This window comes from Paenibacillus sp. GM2 (assembly GCF_900069005.2).
Classification (GTDB): domain Bacteria; phylum Bacillota; class Bacilli; order Paenibacillales; family Paenibacillaceae; genus Fontibacillus.
On the sequence record NZ_LN831272.1, the window covers coordinates 48,244 to 63,785 of the forward strand.

General features: G+C 48.7%; 15 protein-coding genes and 1 riboswitch. Of the genes, 2 read left to right on the forward strand and 13 right to left on the reverse strand.

Annotated elements, in window-relative coordinates; genetic code table 11:
* Nucleotides 1-158 precede the first annotated feature (158 nt).
* The 3 genes from BN1360_RS00340 to BN1360_RS00350 all read right to left on the reverse strand — a co-directional run bounded on the left by BN1360_RS00340 (nt 159) and on the right by BN1360_RS00350 (nt 2,162).
* Nucleotides 159-728, reverse strand: coding sequence for a GNAT family N-acetyltransferase (locus BN1360_RS00340; RefSeq protein ID WP_082789879.1), 570 nt, complete (start codon nt 726-728; stop codon nt 159-161).
* Nucleotides 631-1,470, reverse strand: a complete 840-nt coding sequence (locus tag BN1360_RS00345; protein ID WP_069188256.1) for a DUF1361 domain-containing protein — start codon at nt 1,468-1,470, stop codon at nt 631-633. Before BN1360_RS00345 ends, BN1360_RS00340 begins: the two co-directional genes overlap by 98 nt.
* 134 nt (nt 1,471-1,604) lie before the next feature.
* Nucleotides 1,605-2,162: a GNAT family N-acetyltransferase gene (locus BN1360_RS00350; protein WP_068777931.1), complete on the reverse strand. Its 558-nt coding sequence runs from the start codon at nt 2,160-2,162 to the stop codon at nt 1,605-1,607.
* 69 nt (nt 2,163-2,231) lie between these two features.
* Between BN1360_RS00350 and BN1360_RS00355 the strand changes: the two genes are divergently transcribed.
* A complete protein-coding gene (locus tag BN1360_RS00355; protein WP_068777932.1) occupies nt 2,232-2,582 on the forward strand; it encodes an MGMT family protein in 351 nt (116 codons plus the stop codon).
* Here BN1360_RS00355 and nagZ read toward each other — a convergent pair.
* The 7 genes from nagZ to BN1360_RS00390 form a co-directional block, all read right to left on the reverse strand.
* On the reverse strand, nt 2,577-3,881 hold the full coding sequence (nagZ, locus tag BN1360_RS00360) for a beta-N-acetylhexosaminidase (RefSeq protein ID WP_068777933.1): 1,305 nt from the start codon (nt 3,879-3,881) through the stop codon (nt 2,577-2,579). The genes BN1360_RS00355 and nagZ overlap by 6 nt on opposite strands.
* A gap of 156 nt (nt 3,882-4,037) precedes the next feature.
* Nucleotides 4,038-5,072: a tRNA 2-selenouridine(34) synthase MnmH gene (gene mnmH, locus BN1360_RS00365; protein WP_068777934.1), complete on the reverse strand. Its 1,035-nt coding sequence runs from the start codon at nt 5,070-5,072 to the stop codon at nt 4,038-4,040.
* Nucleotides 5,073-5,688: 616 nt separating this feature from the next.
* On the reverse strand, nt 5,689-6,738 hold the full coding sequence (selD, locus tag BN1360_RS00370) for a selenide, water dikinase SelD (protein WP_068777935.1): 1,050 nt from the start codon (nt 6,736-6,738) through the stop codon (nt 5,689-5,691).
* A gap of 88 nt (nt 6,739-6,826) precedes the next feature.
* Nucleotides 6,827-7,225 carry a YbaN family protein gene (locus BN1360_RS00375; protein ID WP_229520732.1) on the reverse strand — a complete coding sequence of 133 codons (399 nt, stop codon included), beginning with the start codon at nt 7,223-7,225 and terminating at the stop codon, nt 6,827-6,829.
* A gap of 243 nt (nt 7,226-7,468) precedes the next feature.
* Nucleotides 7,469-8,233 (reverse strand): succinate dehydrogenase iron-sulfur subunit, encoded by a 765-nt coding sequence (gene sdhB / locus BN1360_RS00380; protein WP_068777987.1) that lies wholly within the window; start codon nt 8,231-8,233, stop codon nt 7,469-7,471.
* 18 nt (nt 8,234-8,251) lie between these two features.
* The gene (gene sdhA / locus BN1360_RS00385; RefSeq protein WP_068777937.1) at nt 8,252-9,997 is read right to left on the reverse strand and encodes a succinate dehydrogenase flavoprotein subunit; all 1,746 of its coding nucleotides are present in this window, start codon (nt 9,995-9,997) and stop codon (nt 8,252-8,254) included.
* Nucleotides 9,998-10,140: 143 nt separating this feature from the next.
* On the reverse strand, nt 10,141-10,806 hold the full coding sequence (locus BN1360_RS00390) for a succinate dehydrogenase cytochrome b558 subunit (RefSeq protein ID WP_068777938.1): 666 nt from the start codon (nt 10,804-10,806) through the stop codon (nt 10,141-10,143).
* Between the two features lie 274 nt (nt 10,807-11,080).
* Here BN1360_RS00390 and BN1360_RS00395 point away from each other — a divergent pair, with 274 nt between their 5' ends.
* Nucleotides 11,081-11,983: a LysR family transcriptional regulator gene (locus tag BN1360_RS00395; protein WP_068777939.1), complete on the forward strand. Its 903-nt coding sequence runs from the start codon at nt 11,081-11,083 to the stop codon at nt 11,981-11,983.
* A gap of 27 nt (nt 11,984-12,010) precedes the next feature.
* Here BN1360_RS00395 and BN1360_RS00400 read toward each other — a convergent pair whose 3' ends face one another.
* From BN1360_RS00400 to BN1360_RS00410, 3 genes are read right to left on the reverse strand one after another with little or no spacing between them, the layout of a single operon-like run.
* Nucleotides 12,011-13,255, reverse strand: a complete 1,245-nt coding sequence (locus BN1360_RS00400) for a cation:proton antiporter (RefSeq protein WP_068777940.1) — start codon at nt 13,253-13,255, stop codon at nt 12,011-12,013.
* Between the two features lie 24 nt (nt 13,256-13,279).
* Complete coding sequence (locus tag BN1360_RS00405; protein WP_068777941.1) at nt 13,280-13,951, reverse strand: potassium channel family protein; 672 nt, start codon at nt 13,949-13,951, stop codon at nt 13,280-13,282.
* A gap of 14 nt (nt 13,952-13,965) precedes the next feature.
* Nucleotides 13,966-15,300, reverse strand: coding sequence for a TrkH family potassium uptake protein (locus tag BN1360_RS00410; RefSeq protein WP_082789885.1), 1,335 nt, complete (start codon nt 15,298-15,300; stop codon nt 13,966-13,968).
* A gap of 75 nt (nt 15,301-15,375) precedes the next feature.
* Nucleotides 15,376-15,532, reverse strand: a riboswitch (cyclic di-AMP (ydaO/yuaA leader).
* Between the last annotated feature and the right edge of the window lie 10 nt (nt 15,533-15,542).

Sequence of the window (15,542 nt, forward strand, 5' to 3'; positions counted from 1 at the left end):
CGCCGGATTCCAGATACAAATATATTCAAAAGGGGGTCATGTATTAAGTGTACCCCCTGACTATTAGGGTTCGATCACAGTAATATTTCATTTGTGTAACAAATCACCTCGTAATCCAAAAGCGTACTTTTGGAGTCGCCTGCTATAATAATTATCTATTAAAGTCGTATTGAATACACCTTCAATCGGCAATATTCATCGCTGCAATGACCTACGCTATTATCCGCATAAGCCTGGAAGGACAACCCCAGCTTCTGCAGCACCCGTTCAGAGGCAGGATTGTCTACCCCGCATCGCGCCTCGACTTCATTCAATCCAAGCACTTCAGCACCAAAGTGAAGCAATAATCCTGCGGCCTCAGTCGCAATCCCCAGGTTCCAGAAGGGCGGCGATATCAGGTACCCCAGCCGCGCCTTACCGTTCAGCTCTGACCACTGTTGCAGAGAACAAATGCCAATCACCTCATCTGTCTCTTTCCAGATCACCGCGAAGTGCAAATCATGCAGATTCCGGTAACTCTCCTCAAAGTAGCGAAACAGCCGCTTTGGAAAAAGCAAGGTGTCCGGTTGAAAAGACATATGCCGCTGGGTACGGGGATCCGTTACATATTGAAATAATAGCTTGCTATCCTCAGACTCTATTTTTCGCAGCCGTAGCCGTTCGCTCTCCAATACGGGAAATTTCATTTTCAGCTGCTGCTGCATGCTTAACTGCTGCTTCGTGTCCATGTTCTCGCTCCCTTTCAATAGAAGCCATACTGCTCCCGAGTTTCCCGAATAAATAGAGCAACAAATAACAAAAGGCAGTCACCAGAAAAACCCATTTGCAGAAGCCCCACGCATGTCGTAAATTATCTATTTGTAAAAAATACTTCGCCGTCTCCCGTAGTACAATGATCGGGGTTTGCAGAATATCCCAACTGTTCCAGCGGTTAAAGCGGCCCAGATAAACCCCGAAGCTGCTGAGCAGCAGGACGGCGATAGCAAAAGACCAGCCGACGAAGCTGCCGTAGGCTCTGCGCACCAGTTGATGTACCGAAGCAAGCGCCAGCGAACCTAGAGCCAGACCGATAATAGCTGTAAAGAATACCGTATTTAAATGATTCCAGAAGGATATATCCTCCCAGAAGCGTGGAGATTGGGTGGGATAGCGCACAAAGGGATGCAATAGATCTGTAATCAAATAAGCCGCATTCGGATAAAAAAACAGCCATAACAGACCGAATATCAAATACAATCCTCTTCTTGCGGTACGGGAATGGAGCAGGCTGACCAGGTCTAGCATTACGGCAAATCCGAGTGGAATCCAGGCAAGAAAAGTGTTCCAGATCAAAAATAAATAAGGGGGTCTGCCCCCGCTCGGCAATCTCGTCTCCGCTACATATTTCATTCCAATTATCGTTGCGATGAATAGCATTATATAGATAACGAATTTCATCGGATATCCTAATTCCTTGAGTCGCTGTTGCAAGGCATTCTCCTCCTCTCTGCCTACTTACGAAGCATGTTCAGATTCCGTACCTCATATACGTATCGGGGCAACGGATAGTTACGGCTTAAGATTCGGGGATATATATACGAGCAGAGATTACAAGGCCGAACCCTTTATTTCTCCATCGCTTCATTCCTTAATACCATGTGGATATGATCCTCCCAGACGCCATTGATCTTCAAATACTTATAAGCCAACCCTTCATGATAGAAGCCAAGCTTCTCCACAACCTTCAAGGACGCCCCATTCCTTGGCATAATATTAGCTTCAATTCTGTGCAAACCCATTTCTGCAAAGGCGTATTCAATAACGGCCTGCAGCGCCTCTGTCATGAAGCCCTGATTCCGCTCCCGCCCGGCCAGACCATACCCTAAATGACAGGACTGAAACGCTCCTCTTGTGATGTTACTAAGCGAGATCGACCCGATAATCCGTTCCGGCTCATCAGTGCGGGCTATCCACCACTTGCACATTTCTCCTCGATAGCTCATCATTATGCTTTGTCTAAGCTGCTCTTTTTGATACAATTCTGAATAGTAATCTTCCGATCGAAGCGGCTCCCATTCAGCCAGGGAACTGCGGTTATCCTGCAGATACCGGACTACAGCACCACTGTCCTGGTCATCCAGCATTCTCAAGGTTAGACGATCCGTATAAAGTATTGATTTCATAGTTCTCCTCACATTTTCATATCAGCTTATCCATTAATGAATTTTGTAACGATAAAGGAGTGCTCACCTATGCAGCCGTTTACTACCCAGGTAATCCACATTATATCATCCATTCCGGAAGGAAAGGTGATGACCTACGGTCAGATCGCCAAAGAGGCCGGAAGCCCTCGCGCGGCCAGACAGGTCGTACGTATCCTCCATTCCATGAGCCGCAAATATCAGCTTCCCTGGCATAGAGTGGTGAACTCGCGAGGAGAAATTGCCCTTCATCAGGATGACGAGGGCGCTTCGCTCCAGAGAATGCTGCTGGAGGCAGAGGGCGTATACATCGGGCTTGGAGGAGGGATCGACCTGCAGCAGTACCTGCATCAACCCGCCCCCTCATCCGAGCAAGACAGTCCTGAACAAGATCTATTATAATTTAAACTCACTCAAAAATTGTTGGATTCGTTTGTTGACCTGCTTGGTATCCGGCCCTTTCGCCGGGTCATCGTTCAACTTATATTTCTCCTTCAAATCAAGCACCTTATACACGCGATCATCAAGTACATTCATCGGGATTGTTCCCTGTTCTACAGCATCGGTAATCGCTTGAATGGCCGCCTGCTCTTTTTCGAGTTCATGTCCGATCAATACGATATTGCCGCCCGCCAGAATGAACTGGACCGCAGCATCCTCTATTTTATAGTGTTCGGAAATAGCTCCCATTGTCATATCGTCCGAGATAACGACCCCGCCGAAGCCAAGCTCACCGCGCAACAGATCTTGAATAACCGCCTTGGAGAAGGAAGCAGGATGATCCGGGTCCAGCTTGGGCATTAGCAGGTGAGCAACCATAACGGCATCAGCGTCAGCCTCAATTGCGGCCTGAAAGGGAACAAGCTCAAGCTTGCGCAGCCGCTCCAGATCGTGCTTAACGACCGGAAGCCCCAAGTGAGAGTCAACCGACGTATCGCCATGTCCAGGGAAATGCTTGACAACCGGAATAACCCCCTGCCCGCTTAGCCCCTTGATTTCAGCAAGCCCCATCTCACTAACAGTCGAGGCCGAGGAGCTGTACGAGCGATCGCCAATCACCGGATTATCAGGGTTGCTATTGACATCAAGCACAGGGGCGAAGTCCATATTTAGGCCAAAGCCCGCCAACTCCGTGCCAATAATGTCTCCTAACTCCTCCGCTGCCTTGGCATCCCCTACCGCGCCGACTTTCGCCGCTGCCGGCAGTTTTGTATAATCAGCCGGCATTCGCGAGACCCGTCCTCCCTCTTCATCAACACTAAGGATTAACGGTACAGGATTATCCCTATTCTCCTCCTTAAGCTGATTGAACAGGGATAAAGCTTGTTTCGTGTTCTCTATATTATTCTTATAGAAAATAACTCCTCCAACATGCTGCTGCTGCAGCAGCTCCCGGATGTTGTCATTGCTCGCAGTTCCATCCATGCCAACGATGAACAATTGACCAATCTTCTCGGCCGTGCTTAGCGAATCCAACTTCACTTGCACCGGATCCGTTGGTTCGGGCATCGAGGAAGGCGGTTGATTATCTTCGCCAGTCTGATTTCCATTCAGATTTCCTTCGGTTCCGGACGATGTATTTCCACCTTGATGGTTACGGCTGGAGTCCGTCCCGCCGCCCCCACCACCGCAGCCGGCAACGAATAGGACAACTGCAAACAAGGGAACACATACATATCGAAAAATCATTCTTTTCTTCATACCTGATGCCTCCAGTAAGTGATGTCTTGTTTGACCCTTCCAAACAGCTAATCTTTTTTATTGTAGCTTTATTTCCTTTATTTTTCCAGTTTGACTCAAATAGAAGAGGGACATCGTTCCTGAACGACGTCCCCCTTTATGCGCCATATAATCCTCTTAATGATAACTCTCTTGTAGAAGCTGCTCTAATCGTTGCTCCGCTTCTTCCATGGTATTGGCGGTAATCGTGATGAAATCACTCTCCGCATAATTTTTCTCCGAATAAGCATACCGCTTGTCGTAATAATGAAGCAACAGCAATTCCACGGCCGGTGCATATCTTCCCTGCTCCAGACATTCTGCGATCTCGGCAGCGATCGGCACATGAATCTTGGAACGTATCTTCTGAAAATCAAGCATGCAATCCTGCGGATATTTCCAAGGCTCATAGTCATCCAAAATATTCTGCACGCGTACTTCCAGCGGCAGCTCCAGCTTAATATGCCTTCCCTGATCCTTCTTGGACAGGATGAAATCAGGCACGCAAATTTTACCGATTCTTTTGCTCTCTGCCTCTAGCATAATGTATTCGCTCTGCTGCAAACGCAGCAGATCTTCCAATAGCAGAGAATCAAACATCCTCTGGTTGTTGGATTTCAATCCAATATGTCCGAAGGCCGAACCGCGATGTCCGGCCATTCCTTCCAAATCAACAACCGGATAACCCTTCGCATGCAAATTACGTAAAATCGCAGTCTTTCCATTCCCTGTATTTCCATGGATAACGAGCGCACTCGGTGTGAAATCCATACTCTCTAAAGTCGATACGACCCATTTTCTATAGTCACGGTACCCTCCGGCCAGTCGATAGACGTGGATATCCATCAAAGACAATAAGGTGGCCGTCGTCTTACTTCGCATCCCCCCACGCCAGCAGAACACCGTCTTAGGGCCTTCTATATCGGCAAATTGGCGGATAAACCGGGGCAGCTTGGCAGATACAAGCTCCAGCCCCCGCTCTTTGGCGGCTTCAACGTTTACTCGTGTATATAACGTACCTACCTCGGCCCGTTCCTGATCATCGAACAGAGGTATATTGATACTGCCTGGAATCGATGAATCGGCATATTCTGAAGGGGAACGTACATCGATCATCGTCATGCCCTTGTCTTTTTTTTCTAGCCAGTCGTTGATGCTTAGATCCTGAAACATTAATCTCTTTCCCTTCCTGCTTATAGAGGTTGTTCAAAAAGCTCACTTTTGATCACGAAGCCATCACTGAAAGCAGATTCGACATCGAATCCTGAATTCAGCCGGGCCTTCCGGTGCTCACGTACCCACTACGTACGCTCCGCTCCTCACGCCCTAGCTTCATTCAACCTTCTCGGTGCTGAAAACCGTTCTTTTTGAACTTGCTTTTACGGAGGTTGTTCTAAAAGCTCACTTTTGATCACGAAGCCACCACTGAAAGCAGATTCGACATCGAATCCTGAATTCAGCCGGGCCTTCCGGTGCTCACGTACCCACTACGTACGCTCCGCTCCTCACGCCCTAGCTTCATTCAACCTTCTCGGTGCTGAAAACCGTACTTTTTGAACTTGCTTTTATGGAGGTTGTTCAAAAAGCTCACTTTTGATCACGAAGCCATCACTGAAGGCAGATTCGACATCGAATCCTGAATTCAGCCGGGCCTTCCGGTGCTCACGTACCCACTACGTACGCTCCGCTCCTCACGCCCTAGCTTCATTCAACCTTCTCGGTGCTGAAAACCGTTCTTTTTGAACTTGCTTTTACGGAGGTTGTTCTAAAAGCTCGGATCACGCGCTTATTATTTAACAACGATGCGGCTTGGATGCTGGTCTGTCACTTCACCGATCAGGCTCGCTTCAACCCCTGCTTTAACCAGCTCGTCCAGCAAGGAATTCGCCTCATCAGCTGCAACGGCGATCAACAAACCACCGGAGGTCACTGCATCGCACAAAATCCAGCGGTCGGTTTGATCCATCATTTCCGGGAACGAAATATCCCCCTCCACATGAGCGAAGTTATTCTTCGTTCCGCCGGGGATGAACCCGCTCTCTGCCAGCTCGCGCACGCGCGGCAATACAGGAACCTGATCCTGTTTAATAAGGATTCCCGTTCCGCTGCCTTTTGCCATTTCCAGAGCATGTCCCATCAACCCAAATCCAGTCACATCCGTACACGCATGAACATCATACGGCTCCATCATTTCTGCCGCTTTTCTGTTCAGTGTCGCCATGACACGGGTAACCCGCTCTGTCTCTTCAGCAGTTAGCTGTCCCTTCTTGATCGAAGTCGTCATAATGCCCACACCGATTGGCTTCGTCAGGATCAGCTTATCGCCAGCCTTCGCGCCGGCATTGGTCCTTACCTTGTCCGGATGCACCAAGCCGGTAACTGCGAGACCGAACTTCGGCTCCTTATCATCGATCGAATGACCGCCGACCAAGGTAGCTCCGGCTTCCCGCACCTTGTCCGCAGCTCCGCGCAAAATGTCAGCCAGAATGCTCTTGTCCAACGTCGAAATTGGAAAAGCTACGATGTTCATCACTGTCAAAGGCTTACCGCCCATCGCATATATATCGCTAATCGCGTTAGCCGCTGCGATCTGTCCGAAGGAATACGGATCATCAACAATTGGCGTAAAGAAATCCAGCGTCTGCACCAGAGCCAGATCCTCGCTGATTTTATATACCCCTGCATCATCGCTTGTATCCAAACCCACCAATAAATCAGGATTAGGCTCTGTTGGCGGCAGACTACGGATGACCTGCATAAGATCGGCCGGACCGATCTTGCAGCCACATCCTCCCTTGGTTGTTAAAGTGGTTAATTTCACTGTATTGGAAGCTTCCATAGCAAATTCACTTTCCTTCCTATCATTTATTGCTTGCCATAAATTTTATATATTAATCGTACTCCTATGCCGTAATGTATGGCAACTATCATTTAATCTCTTCAACAGAGGCAGTCGTCTCCGATCCTCTCACCGTTTTGATACGAAAAATAAAATAGTAGTACATAAACGAGATAAGAAGCAGGATACAACCTCTGCCGATCCAACTATTCATTACAATAAAGGCTATGGCCAACATAGAAGTAGCTAGTGCAAGTATCCCGAGCTTGCCGCGAAGCGTCATAGATCGCGAATGAATGAACTCCTCCAAATGTTCCCTGTACAGCTTCGTACCGCGGAACCAACGGTGAAACCGGTCAGAACCTTTGGAAAAGAAGAACGAGGCGAGCAGCAGGAACGGGGTCGTAGGCAGCACGGGAAGAAATACGCCAATCGCCCCCAAACCCAGAAATAAAAAACCTAATGTTAAATAAAGATATTTCATCATTGGCCTCCTTAAATGAAAGTAAAAGGTCAATTTAACTATTCCAATTAAAAGTGAAATGGTTCACGTGAATAACAACGAGCCAATACCATCCCAGCTTCGCTAACCTTAGCATGTGGCGGCAGAGATCGTCAATCAGAACGATCAATGGACTATTCTCCAGCCTATTACTTTTGTTTGGGAGACAAAAAAATTCCTATACCCCATTCTATTCATGGGATATAGGAATCCATTCTACGCTAGGTATTACACGCCCAACCAGCGCTTGAACATATGCTTGGTTGTCGCTTTATTCATCTCGGCAATCGAGGTCGTTAACGGAATGCCTTTTGGACATGCCCGTACGCAGTTCTGCGAATTGCCGCAGCCTTCGATGCCTCCAGCTTCCATCAATGCCTCAAGTCTCTCCTCGGCGTTCATTTCACCGGTCGGATGAGCATTAAACAGACGCACCTGTGAGATCGGAGCCGGGCCCATAAAGTCTGTCTTCTCATTCACATTCGGACAAGCCTCCAGACAGACGCCGCAAGTCATACATTTCGAAAGCTCGTATGCCCATTGCCGCTTCTTCTCCGGCATCCGCGGTCCAGGACCGAGATCATACGTACCATCGATCGGAATCCAGGCTTTGACCTTCTTCAGAGCATTAAACATCCGGCTGCGGTCGATAATCAGGTCCCGTACTACAGGGAAGGTGCGCATCGGCTCGATACGAATCGGCTGTTCCAAATTATCAATCAGAGCAGCGCAAGCCTGACGTGGTTTACCGTTAATCACCATGGAGCAGGCTCCGCATACTTCCTCCAGGCAGTTCGATTCCCAGCATACTGGAGCAATATGCTCACCCTTCATATTCACCGGGTTGCGCTGAATTTCCATCAGGGAACTGATTACATTCATACCAGGACGATAATCAAGTTCAAATTCCTCGGTATATGGCTTGGTTTCCGGGCCATCCTGACGCGTGATAATAAACTTTATCTTTCTGCTTGCTGCTTTTGTTTCCGCCATTGCCATTGCTCTCCCCTCCTACTTTTCCTTCGAATAGTCGCGAATACGCGGCGGAATCAGTGATACATCGACATCTTCATATGAAATTTGCGGCCCGTCCGGCGTCCAAGTCGCCTTGGTCGTCTTCAGGAATTCCTCGTCATTACGATCCGGATAATCCGGTTTATAATGGGCGCCACGGCTCTCATTACGGAGCAATGCGCCAAGCGTCATCGCTTCAGCCAGCTCCAGCATGTTCCATAGCTGACGGGTAAAGGCAGCCCCCGCGTTGTTCCAACGCGAATTATCATTAATATTGATATCTTTATAACGAACCTTCAGTTCTTTAATTTTGTTAATCGTCGCTTCCAATCGATTGTTATAGCGAACCACGGTCATATTGTCCGTCATCCAATCCCCTAGCTCTTTATGGAGTACATAGGCATTTTCCTTGCCTTCCATCTTGAGCAGCTTCTCGAATTTGTCCTCTTGTACCTTGCGGGCATTGTCCAGTATTGTCGAGCTCATATCTTCGACCGATTTCTTCAGACCGTGAATGTACTCCACCGCTTTAGGACCGGCAACCATGCCGCCGAAAATAGCGGATACGAGCGAGTTCGCACCTAAGCGGTTGGCGCCATGATATTGATAATCGCATTCGCCTGCTGCAAACAGCCCCGGGATGTTCGTCATCTGATTATAATCGACCCACATGCCGCCCATCGAGTAATGGACCGCCGGGAAGATTCTCATCGGAACCTTACGCGGATCATCGCCGACGAATTTTTCATAAATCTCAATAATGCCGCCGAGCTTAACGTCCAGTTCCTTCGGATCTTTATGCGACAAATCGAGATACACCATGTTCTCGCCGTTGATGCCAAGCTTCTGGTCAACACATACAGAGAAGATCTCCCGCGTTGCGATATCCCGTGGCACAAGATTGCCGTAGGCCGGATATTTCTCCTCAAGGAAGTACCATGGCTTGCCGTCTTTATAAGTCCAGATCCGTCCGCCCTCACCGCGAGCTGACTCCGACATCAGGCGCAGCTTATCATCGCCTGGAATCGCTGTCGGATGGATTTGAATGAATTCACCATTTGCATAATGCACGCCTTGCTGGTACACCGCGCTCGCTGCTGTTCCTGTGTTAATAACAGAGTTGGTCGTCTTGCCAAAAATAATCCCCGGCCCGCCTGTTGCCAGTATCACGGCATCCGAGGCGAAGGTCACGACCTCCATAGAGCGTAAATTCTGTGCAGTAATACCGCGGCAAGCCCCCTCGTCATCAAGAACTACGGACAGGAACTCCCAGTTCTCATATTTGACCACCAGCCCTTCCGTCTCATGACGGCGAACTTGTTCATCGAGAGCGTAAAGCAGCTGCTGGCCAGTTGTTGCACCGGCAAACGCCGTACGGTGACGCTTCGTACCGCCGAATCGGCGGAAATCGAGGAGGCCTTCAGGGGTACGATTGAACATAACCCCCATCCGGTCCATCAGATGGATAATGCCCGGTGCTGCTTCACACATGGCTTTGACAGGCGGCTGGTTGGCGAGGAAGTCTCCGCCGTATACCGTATCATCGAAGTGCTCCCAAGGAGAGTCGCCTTCCCCCTTTGTATTTACCGCGCCGTTGATCCCGCCCTGCGCACACACAGAGTGCGATCTCTTAACCGGAACGATCGAGAATAGATGAACCTGAACCCCGGCTTCGGCCGCCTTGATGGTAGCCATCAGCCCGGCAAGCCCTCCACCGACGACAACTATGCTTTGTTTCGACATCCTTTTCAACTCCTAAAAGTTTTGTGAGCTATGCTACTTAGACGGACACCATACAAAACTTGCTTCGTAAGCATTCGCTTCGTTTTGTGAGCTATGCTGCTTAGATTTACATCGTACAAAACCTGCTTCGCAAGCGGCCTTCCCTATCCTAGCATTCTAAATGATTGCAGCAGGGCCGTTCCTCCCGCAAATTCCACACTGCGGAATGCGAACAATGACCATACAAACATAATCGATACGATCACAAACATACTCATGCAAATATATGAGGATACACGCTGCGAGCGCGGCCCCACCGTAATGCCCCAGCTAACCAGAAACGACCATAAGCCATTGGCAAAATGGAAAGAGGCAGACACAACCGCGATCAAATAAATAATGAAAAATATCGGCTGCATCATAATGTCATGCATGACTCCGCCCAACTGATCGTGCGTTACATGGCCAAGCGCCACTTGTATTCTCGTCTCATACACATGCCAGATCACAAATATGAATACGATAATTCCCGTAATTCGCTGCAGCAGATAGCGCAGATTGCGCTCCGTAGCATAATTGCCGTTATTCGGCTTCGCCTGAAAAGCGATGTATATGCCGTAAACCCCGTGGTACAGCAGCGGCAAATAAATGCCCACAATCTCCAGTACCAGGATCAGCGGCAGACTGTTCAAGAATGCCACACTGTCCTTAAAGCCCTGGCTCCCCCCCTCAACCGCAGAGAAGTTCGTCAGCATGTGCTCCAGAAGGAAAAAACCTAGCGGAATAATGCCCAGAAGCGAATGCAGTTTCCTGGAATAAAACCCTTTCATAAGTTCGTGTACCCCTTTCTTGTCTCCATCGTCCTTTTAAATACTCATACATTAAAATTCGACAGCAGTCTACGAAATAAATCGTATATGAAAAATCGCACAAACCGCCATCTAAGTACTTTGTTACAAAAGTAACATGTGAACAACTTGTGTCACTTTCATGTTACTCCTTTTTAGCTTATAATGGAATTGCAATATAATTATTAACTGTTATAACTATTACGCATAAGAGAATATATCTGTGGAAATCGATTGAATAAAGAGGAGGATCGAATTGCTGGAAGAATTGATTGTCTTTACTACCGTTGTAGAACAGTCTAGCTTAAATAAAGCTTCGAAGCTGCTTAATTTGTCTCAGCCTGCCTTATCGAGGAAAATTGCCAAGCTGGAGGAAGAATGGGGAATCGCCCTGTTCCACCGCAACGGCAAGAAGCTGGAGTTGACCCGGGTTGGTCATGAGGCCTATCTATATGCCATGGAGCAGCGGCAGCGCCATCAGAACTTTCTGCAGTCCGTCTCACGCTTCAAAGCAGCCAATCGCAGCATCGTAACCCTTGGCGCCAGCCTCACAACATTGCAGACAACATTGCCTCCTCTTGTCACCGCTCTGATGAACAACTACCCGGACATGGAGGTCAAGCTGCTTACTGGCAAAACCCATGAAATTGTCTCCTACGTTAGGGAGAAAAAAGTCGATATCGGCGTCATCGCCTCCTCCATCAGCGAGTCCGGCTTAAAATGCATTCCGCTCTTCCAGGATCATCTTGAACTGGTCGTCCCGCGCGGACACGAGCTTGCGGATGGCGGTCCTGTGACGATGGGCGATCTGAATGACCGCTCGATGATCATCTTCTCCAAAGGCACCTGGTATCGCAAGCTGATTGATGAGATGTTCGTACGTTATGGCATTATCCCTGATGTCAGGATGGAGATCGATTCCTTTGAAGCGATCGTGCGTCTTCTGCCCACTTGTAAATTCGCCACGCTGCTTCCAAAATCCTATTTGCGCAAGCAACTTCTAAGGGATAATGATCTCGTCACCTTGCCGATGAAGGAGCTGGAGCAGACACGCCGGGAGACTTGTCTGATCTATGGCAGCAAGACCAATCTAAGCAGTGAAATCAAAGAATGGGTAAACGACATCCGCAGCCATTTGATTCAGGTTCTTACTATCTAATATGTATAAAAAAGCAGCGCGCCTGTCTTACAGGCGCGCCGCTTCCTTGCTTACTTCAAGCCCCAGCTTCCGGGCTACCCAACCTGTCGTGCTGGCTTGTACGATAATCGTCAGCATAATAGCCATAAAGGCGATCGCTGAAATCATCTGGGCATTGGCGACGCCCATCCCTACAATCATGCCGGATAACGCCGCGGGAATAACTCCCGTCTCCCGCACCCAGCACATGAAGAGCAGTTCCTGCCAGGTCCACTTCGCTTTACGGTCTGGCCATGCGCAGATCAACACCGTTACAGGCCGGGCCACGAACATCAATATTAAGACAGCAGCCAGACTTTGCCAGAAGTAATGCCCCAGCGTCGTGAAATTCACTTGGCTGCCTAGAAGGATAAAAATTAGCATGCGCATCATTAAAGTAATGTTGTCGGAGACGGCTCCGATCTCTGAGCGCTTTTCCTCCATATTCAGATTGAATATGTCCGCGTTCCCCCATATAACTCCAGCTACGAAAGTAGCCATAAATCCGCTGAAACCCAGCAAATCCGCAATCAGATAGCTGGCCAATGCACACACGATCATAACGAGGGTCGTATATTCACTTAGAATCCCGCGCTTAATATGTCCGGTAAAATACGACAGACAACCGGCTATAACAAGTCCGACAGCAATGCCGCCAAAGGCTGTCTTTACGAAATCCCAGCCCATGATCCCGATGTTCAGCTCTCCGCCGCTGGCAACTGCCGCCAGGAAGGCAAAGGTTAGAATCGAGCCGGTAGCATCATTGAAAGCTGATTCGCTTTCCACTGTCTCCCGAACCCGCTTCTTGATGTTCACCTGCCTGAAAACCGGAATGATGGATGCCGGGTCCGTTGAAGCGATCACCGCACCGGCCAGGAACGAGAACACCCAACTGACCCCAAATAAATAATGAACCCCTACACCAACTACGCCCATCGTAATTAGCACTCCCAATACACTTAACAGCGAGAGGCTGATCCAAATCTCCTTGAGCCCGCTAAGCCTTAAGTTGCGTCCCCCATCAAACAGAATCAGGACCGAGCCAACGGTCAGAATGATCTGATTGATCAGCGAGCCGCTCGCTTCATGAATCCAGCCGAGCCCCGGACCCAGCAGCATCCCTGTTGCAATATAGACTGCTACATCCGGGAGCTTAAGAATGGAAGCAATTTTCCCCGAGATCATACCCACGGTAATAACAAATAAAATCAAAATAAGTAAGTGCCTGATGGCCTCGGTAGCTGCAGATTCCATCTGTGATCACATCCCAGGGATAGATTAGGAAATATTCTCGTTGACCATCATCTCGAACTCTTCAACATTTTCATTGGAGCCGATAATGACCATGATATCTCCGGTTTTCAATTGATCCATCGCTGTCGGGGCAACGATAACGCCATTCTCGCGATGAATAGCCACAATCGTGCAGCCAAAGCGCGCTCGCGGATGAAGCTCCCCTACATTTTTACCGTTAAGGCATTCCGGAACGTTCATCTCCACGATGCTGTAATTTTTGGATAGCTGGATATAATCCAGCAGATTGGGCGTCACCAATTGGTGAGCTACCCGAATGCCCATATCCCGCTCCGGCGAAATAACCCGATCCACGCCCAACTTCTCCAGTGCCCTGCCATGCAGTACTGAGATCGCCTTGGCTACTACCATCGGCAAGCCGAGATCTTTAAGCAAAATCGCCGCTAATATGCTCATCTGAATATCATTGCCGATCGCGACGATCCCGCAGTCAAAGTTACGCACTCCCAGCGATTTGAGCACCTCTTCATCCGTTGCGTCAGCCACAACGGCATGAGTCAGCTTATCGCTCCATTCATTTACAATTTCCTCATCCCGGTCGATTCCCAGTACCTCATAACCGAGATCCATCAGTTCCAGTGCCAAACTAGATCCGAAACGCCCCAGTCCGATCACTACAAACTGCTGTGTTTTCATGCTTAACCTTCCCCTTATCCAATAATAATTTTACCTTCCGGATGTCTATATAATTCTTTGCCCTTCTTCGGCCCAAGCGCATAAGCCATCGTCAATGGCCCAAGCCGTCCGGCAAACATCGTGAAGCTGATAATAAATTTACCTATCACTGTTAATTTACCCGTTAATCCTACGGTCAAGCCAACCGTGCCAAAAGCCGAAGTCGTCTCGAACAGGATGCTCAGGAAGCTTGCACTCTCGGTCGTCGATAGCACCATCGATACCGCGATGACAAGAAACAAGGATAACATCGTCAGCGTAACTGCTTTGAAGATACGGTCCTGAGTCAGACGATAGCGGAACAGCACTAGATCAGACCGGCCGCGAATCATCGAGATGACAGCGCCGACCAGAATCATGAAAGTCGTTGTCTTAATCCCGCCCCCGGTAGAGCTCGGGGAAGCACCGATAAACATAAGGATAACCATAAAGAATTGAGTAGCCTGTCTTAGCAAGCCCAGGTCGACCGTATTTGCCCCTGCCGTCCGCGGCGATACCGACTGGAAGAAGGAAGCCCATATCTTCTCTCCCCAGCTAAGGCTTGAGAAGGTGCCCGGATTTGTAAATTCAAATACGTAAATCACCAAGGCCCCGATCAATATAAGCGAAGCCGTCATCGTCAATACCACTTTGGAATGAAGCGATAGCTTCCGGTGCTTCCGAAAGTCAACGAGATCCGACAACACGATGAATCCAAGGCCACCGGATACGATCAGGAACATCGTAACCAGGTTAACAATCGGATCGCCTACGTAGCGAGTAAGGCTCTGATAGTGGCCAAACAAGTCAAAACCGGCATTATTAAACATGGACACTCCATGGAAGATTCCAAAATATAGCGCGCGTCCAAACGGCATATCAAAGGACCAGCGAATCGTATAGATCAACGCCGCGCTGCTCTCAATGACCAGGGAATAGATCAGAACCTTGCGAATCAAGCGGACAATCCCTTCCATCGTGTTCTGGTTCATCGCCTCTTGCAGCAAGAGACGATCCTTGAGCGATATTCTACGCTTGAATACGAGCGAGAATAGGGTAGCCACGGTCATGAAACCGAGACCGCCGGTCTGAATCAGCAGCATAATCACGACCTGACCGAACGTAGAATAATATGTCCCGGTATCCACGACGATTAATCCAGTTACACAGGTTGCTGAAGTTGCGGTAAACAGCGCATCAACGAAAGGTAAAGATTCCCCTGTTGTACTTGAGATCGGCAGCATTAACAGCAGCGCTCCGACGAAGATAATGGCTGCAAAGCCCAATACTAAAATCTGCGGCGGGGAAAACCTGAACCATTTTACCCACATGTTCAACTGCAACTTGATCACTCCATCCTTTTTGTAGCAAAGAAAAAAAGCACTGGAAATCCAATGCTTTTTGATTGGTCCCTGCTCAAAGGCCTACGAGGTTAGCTGACGGATTCGGACATGAACGGTTGCCCTATTCGCTTGGATCCTTGGAATATCCAGGAATTCAGTGAAACTCACCCCTAAAAATCGGTTCCCCCGTTTTCGTAAAGAAATTCGGCCATTTATATATTTTATTATTT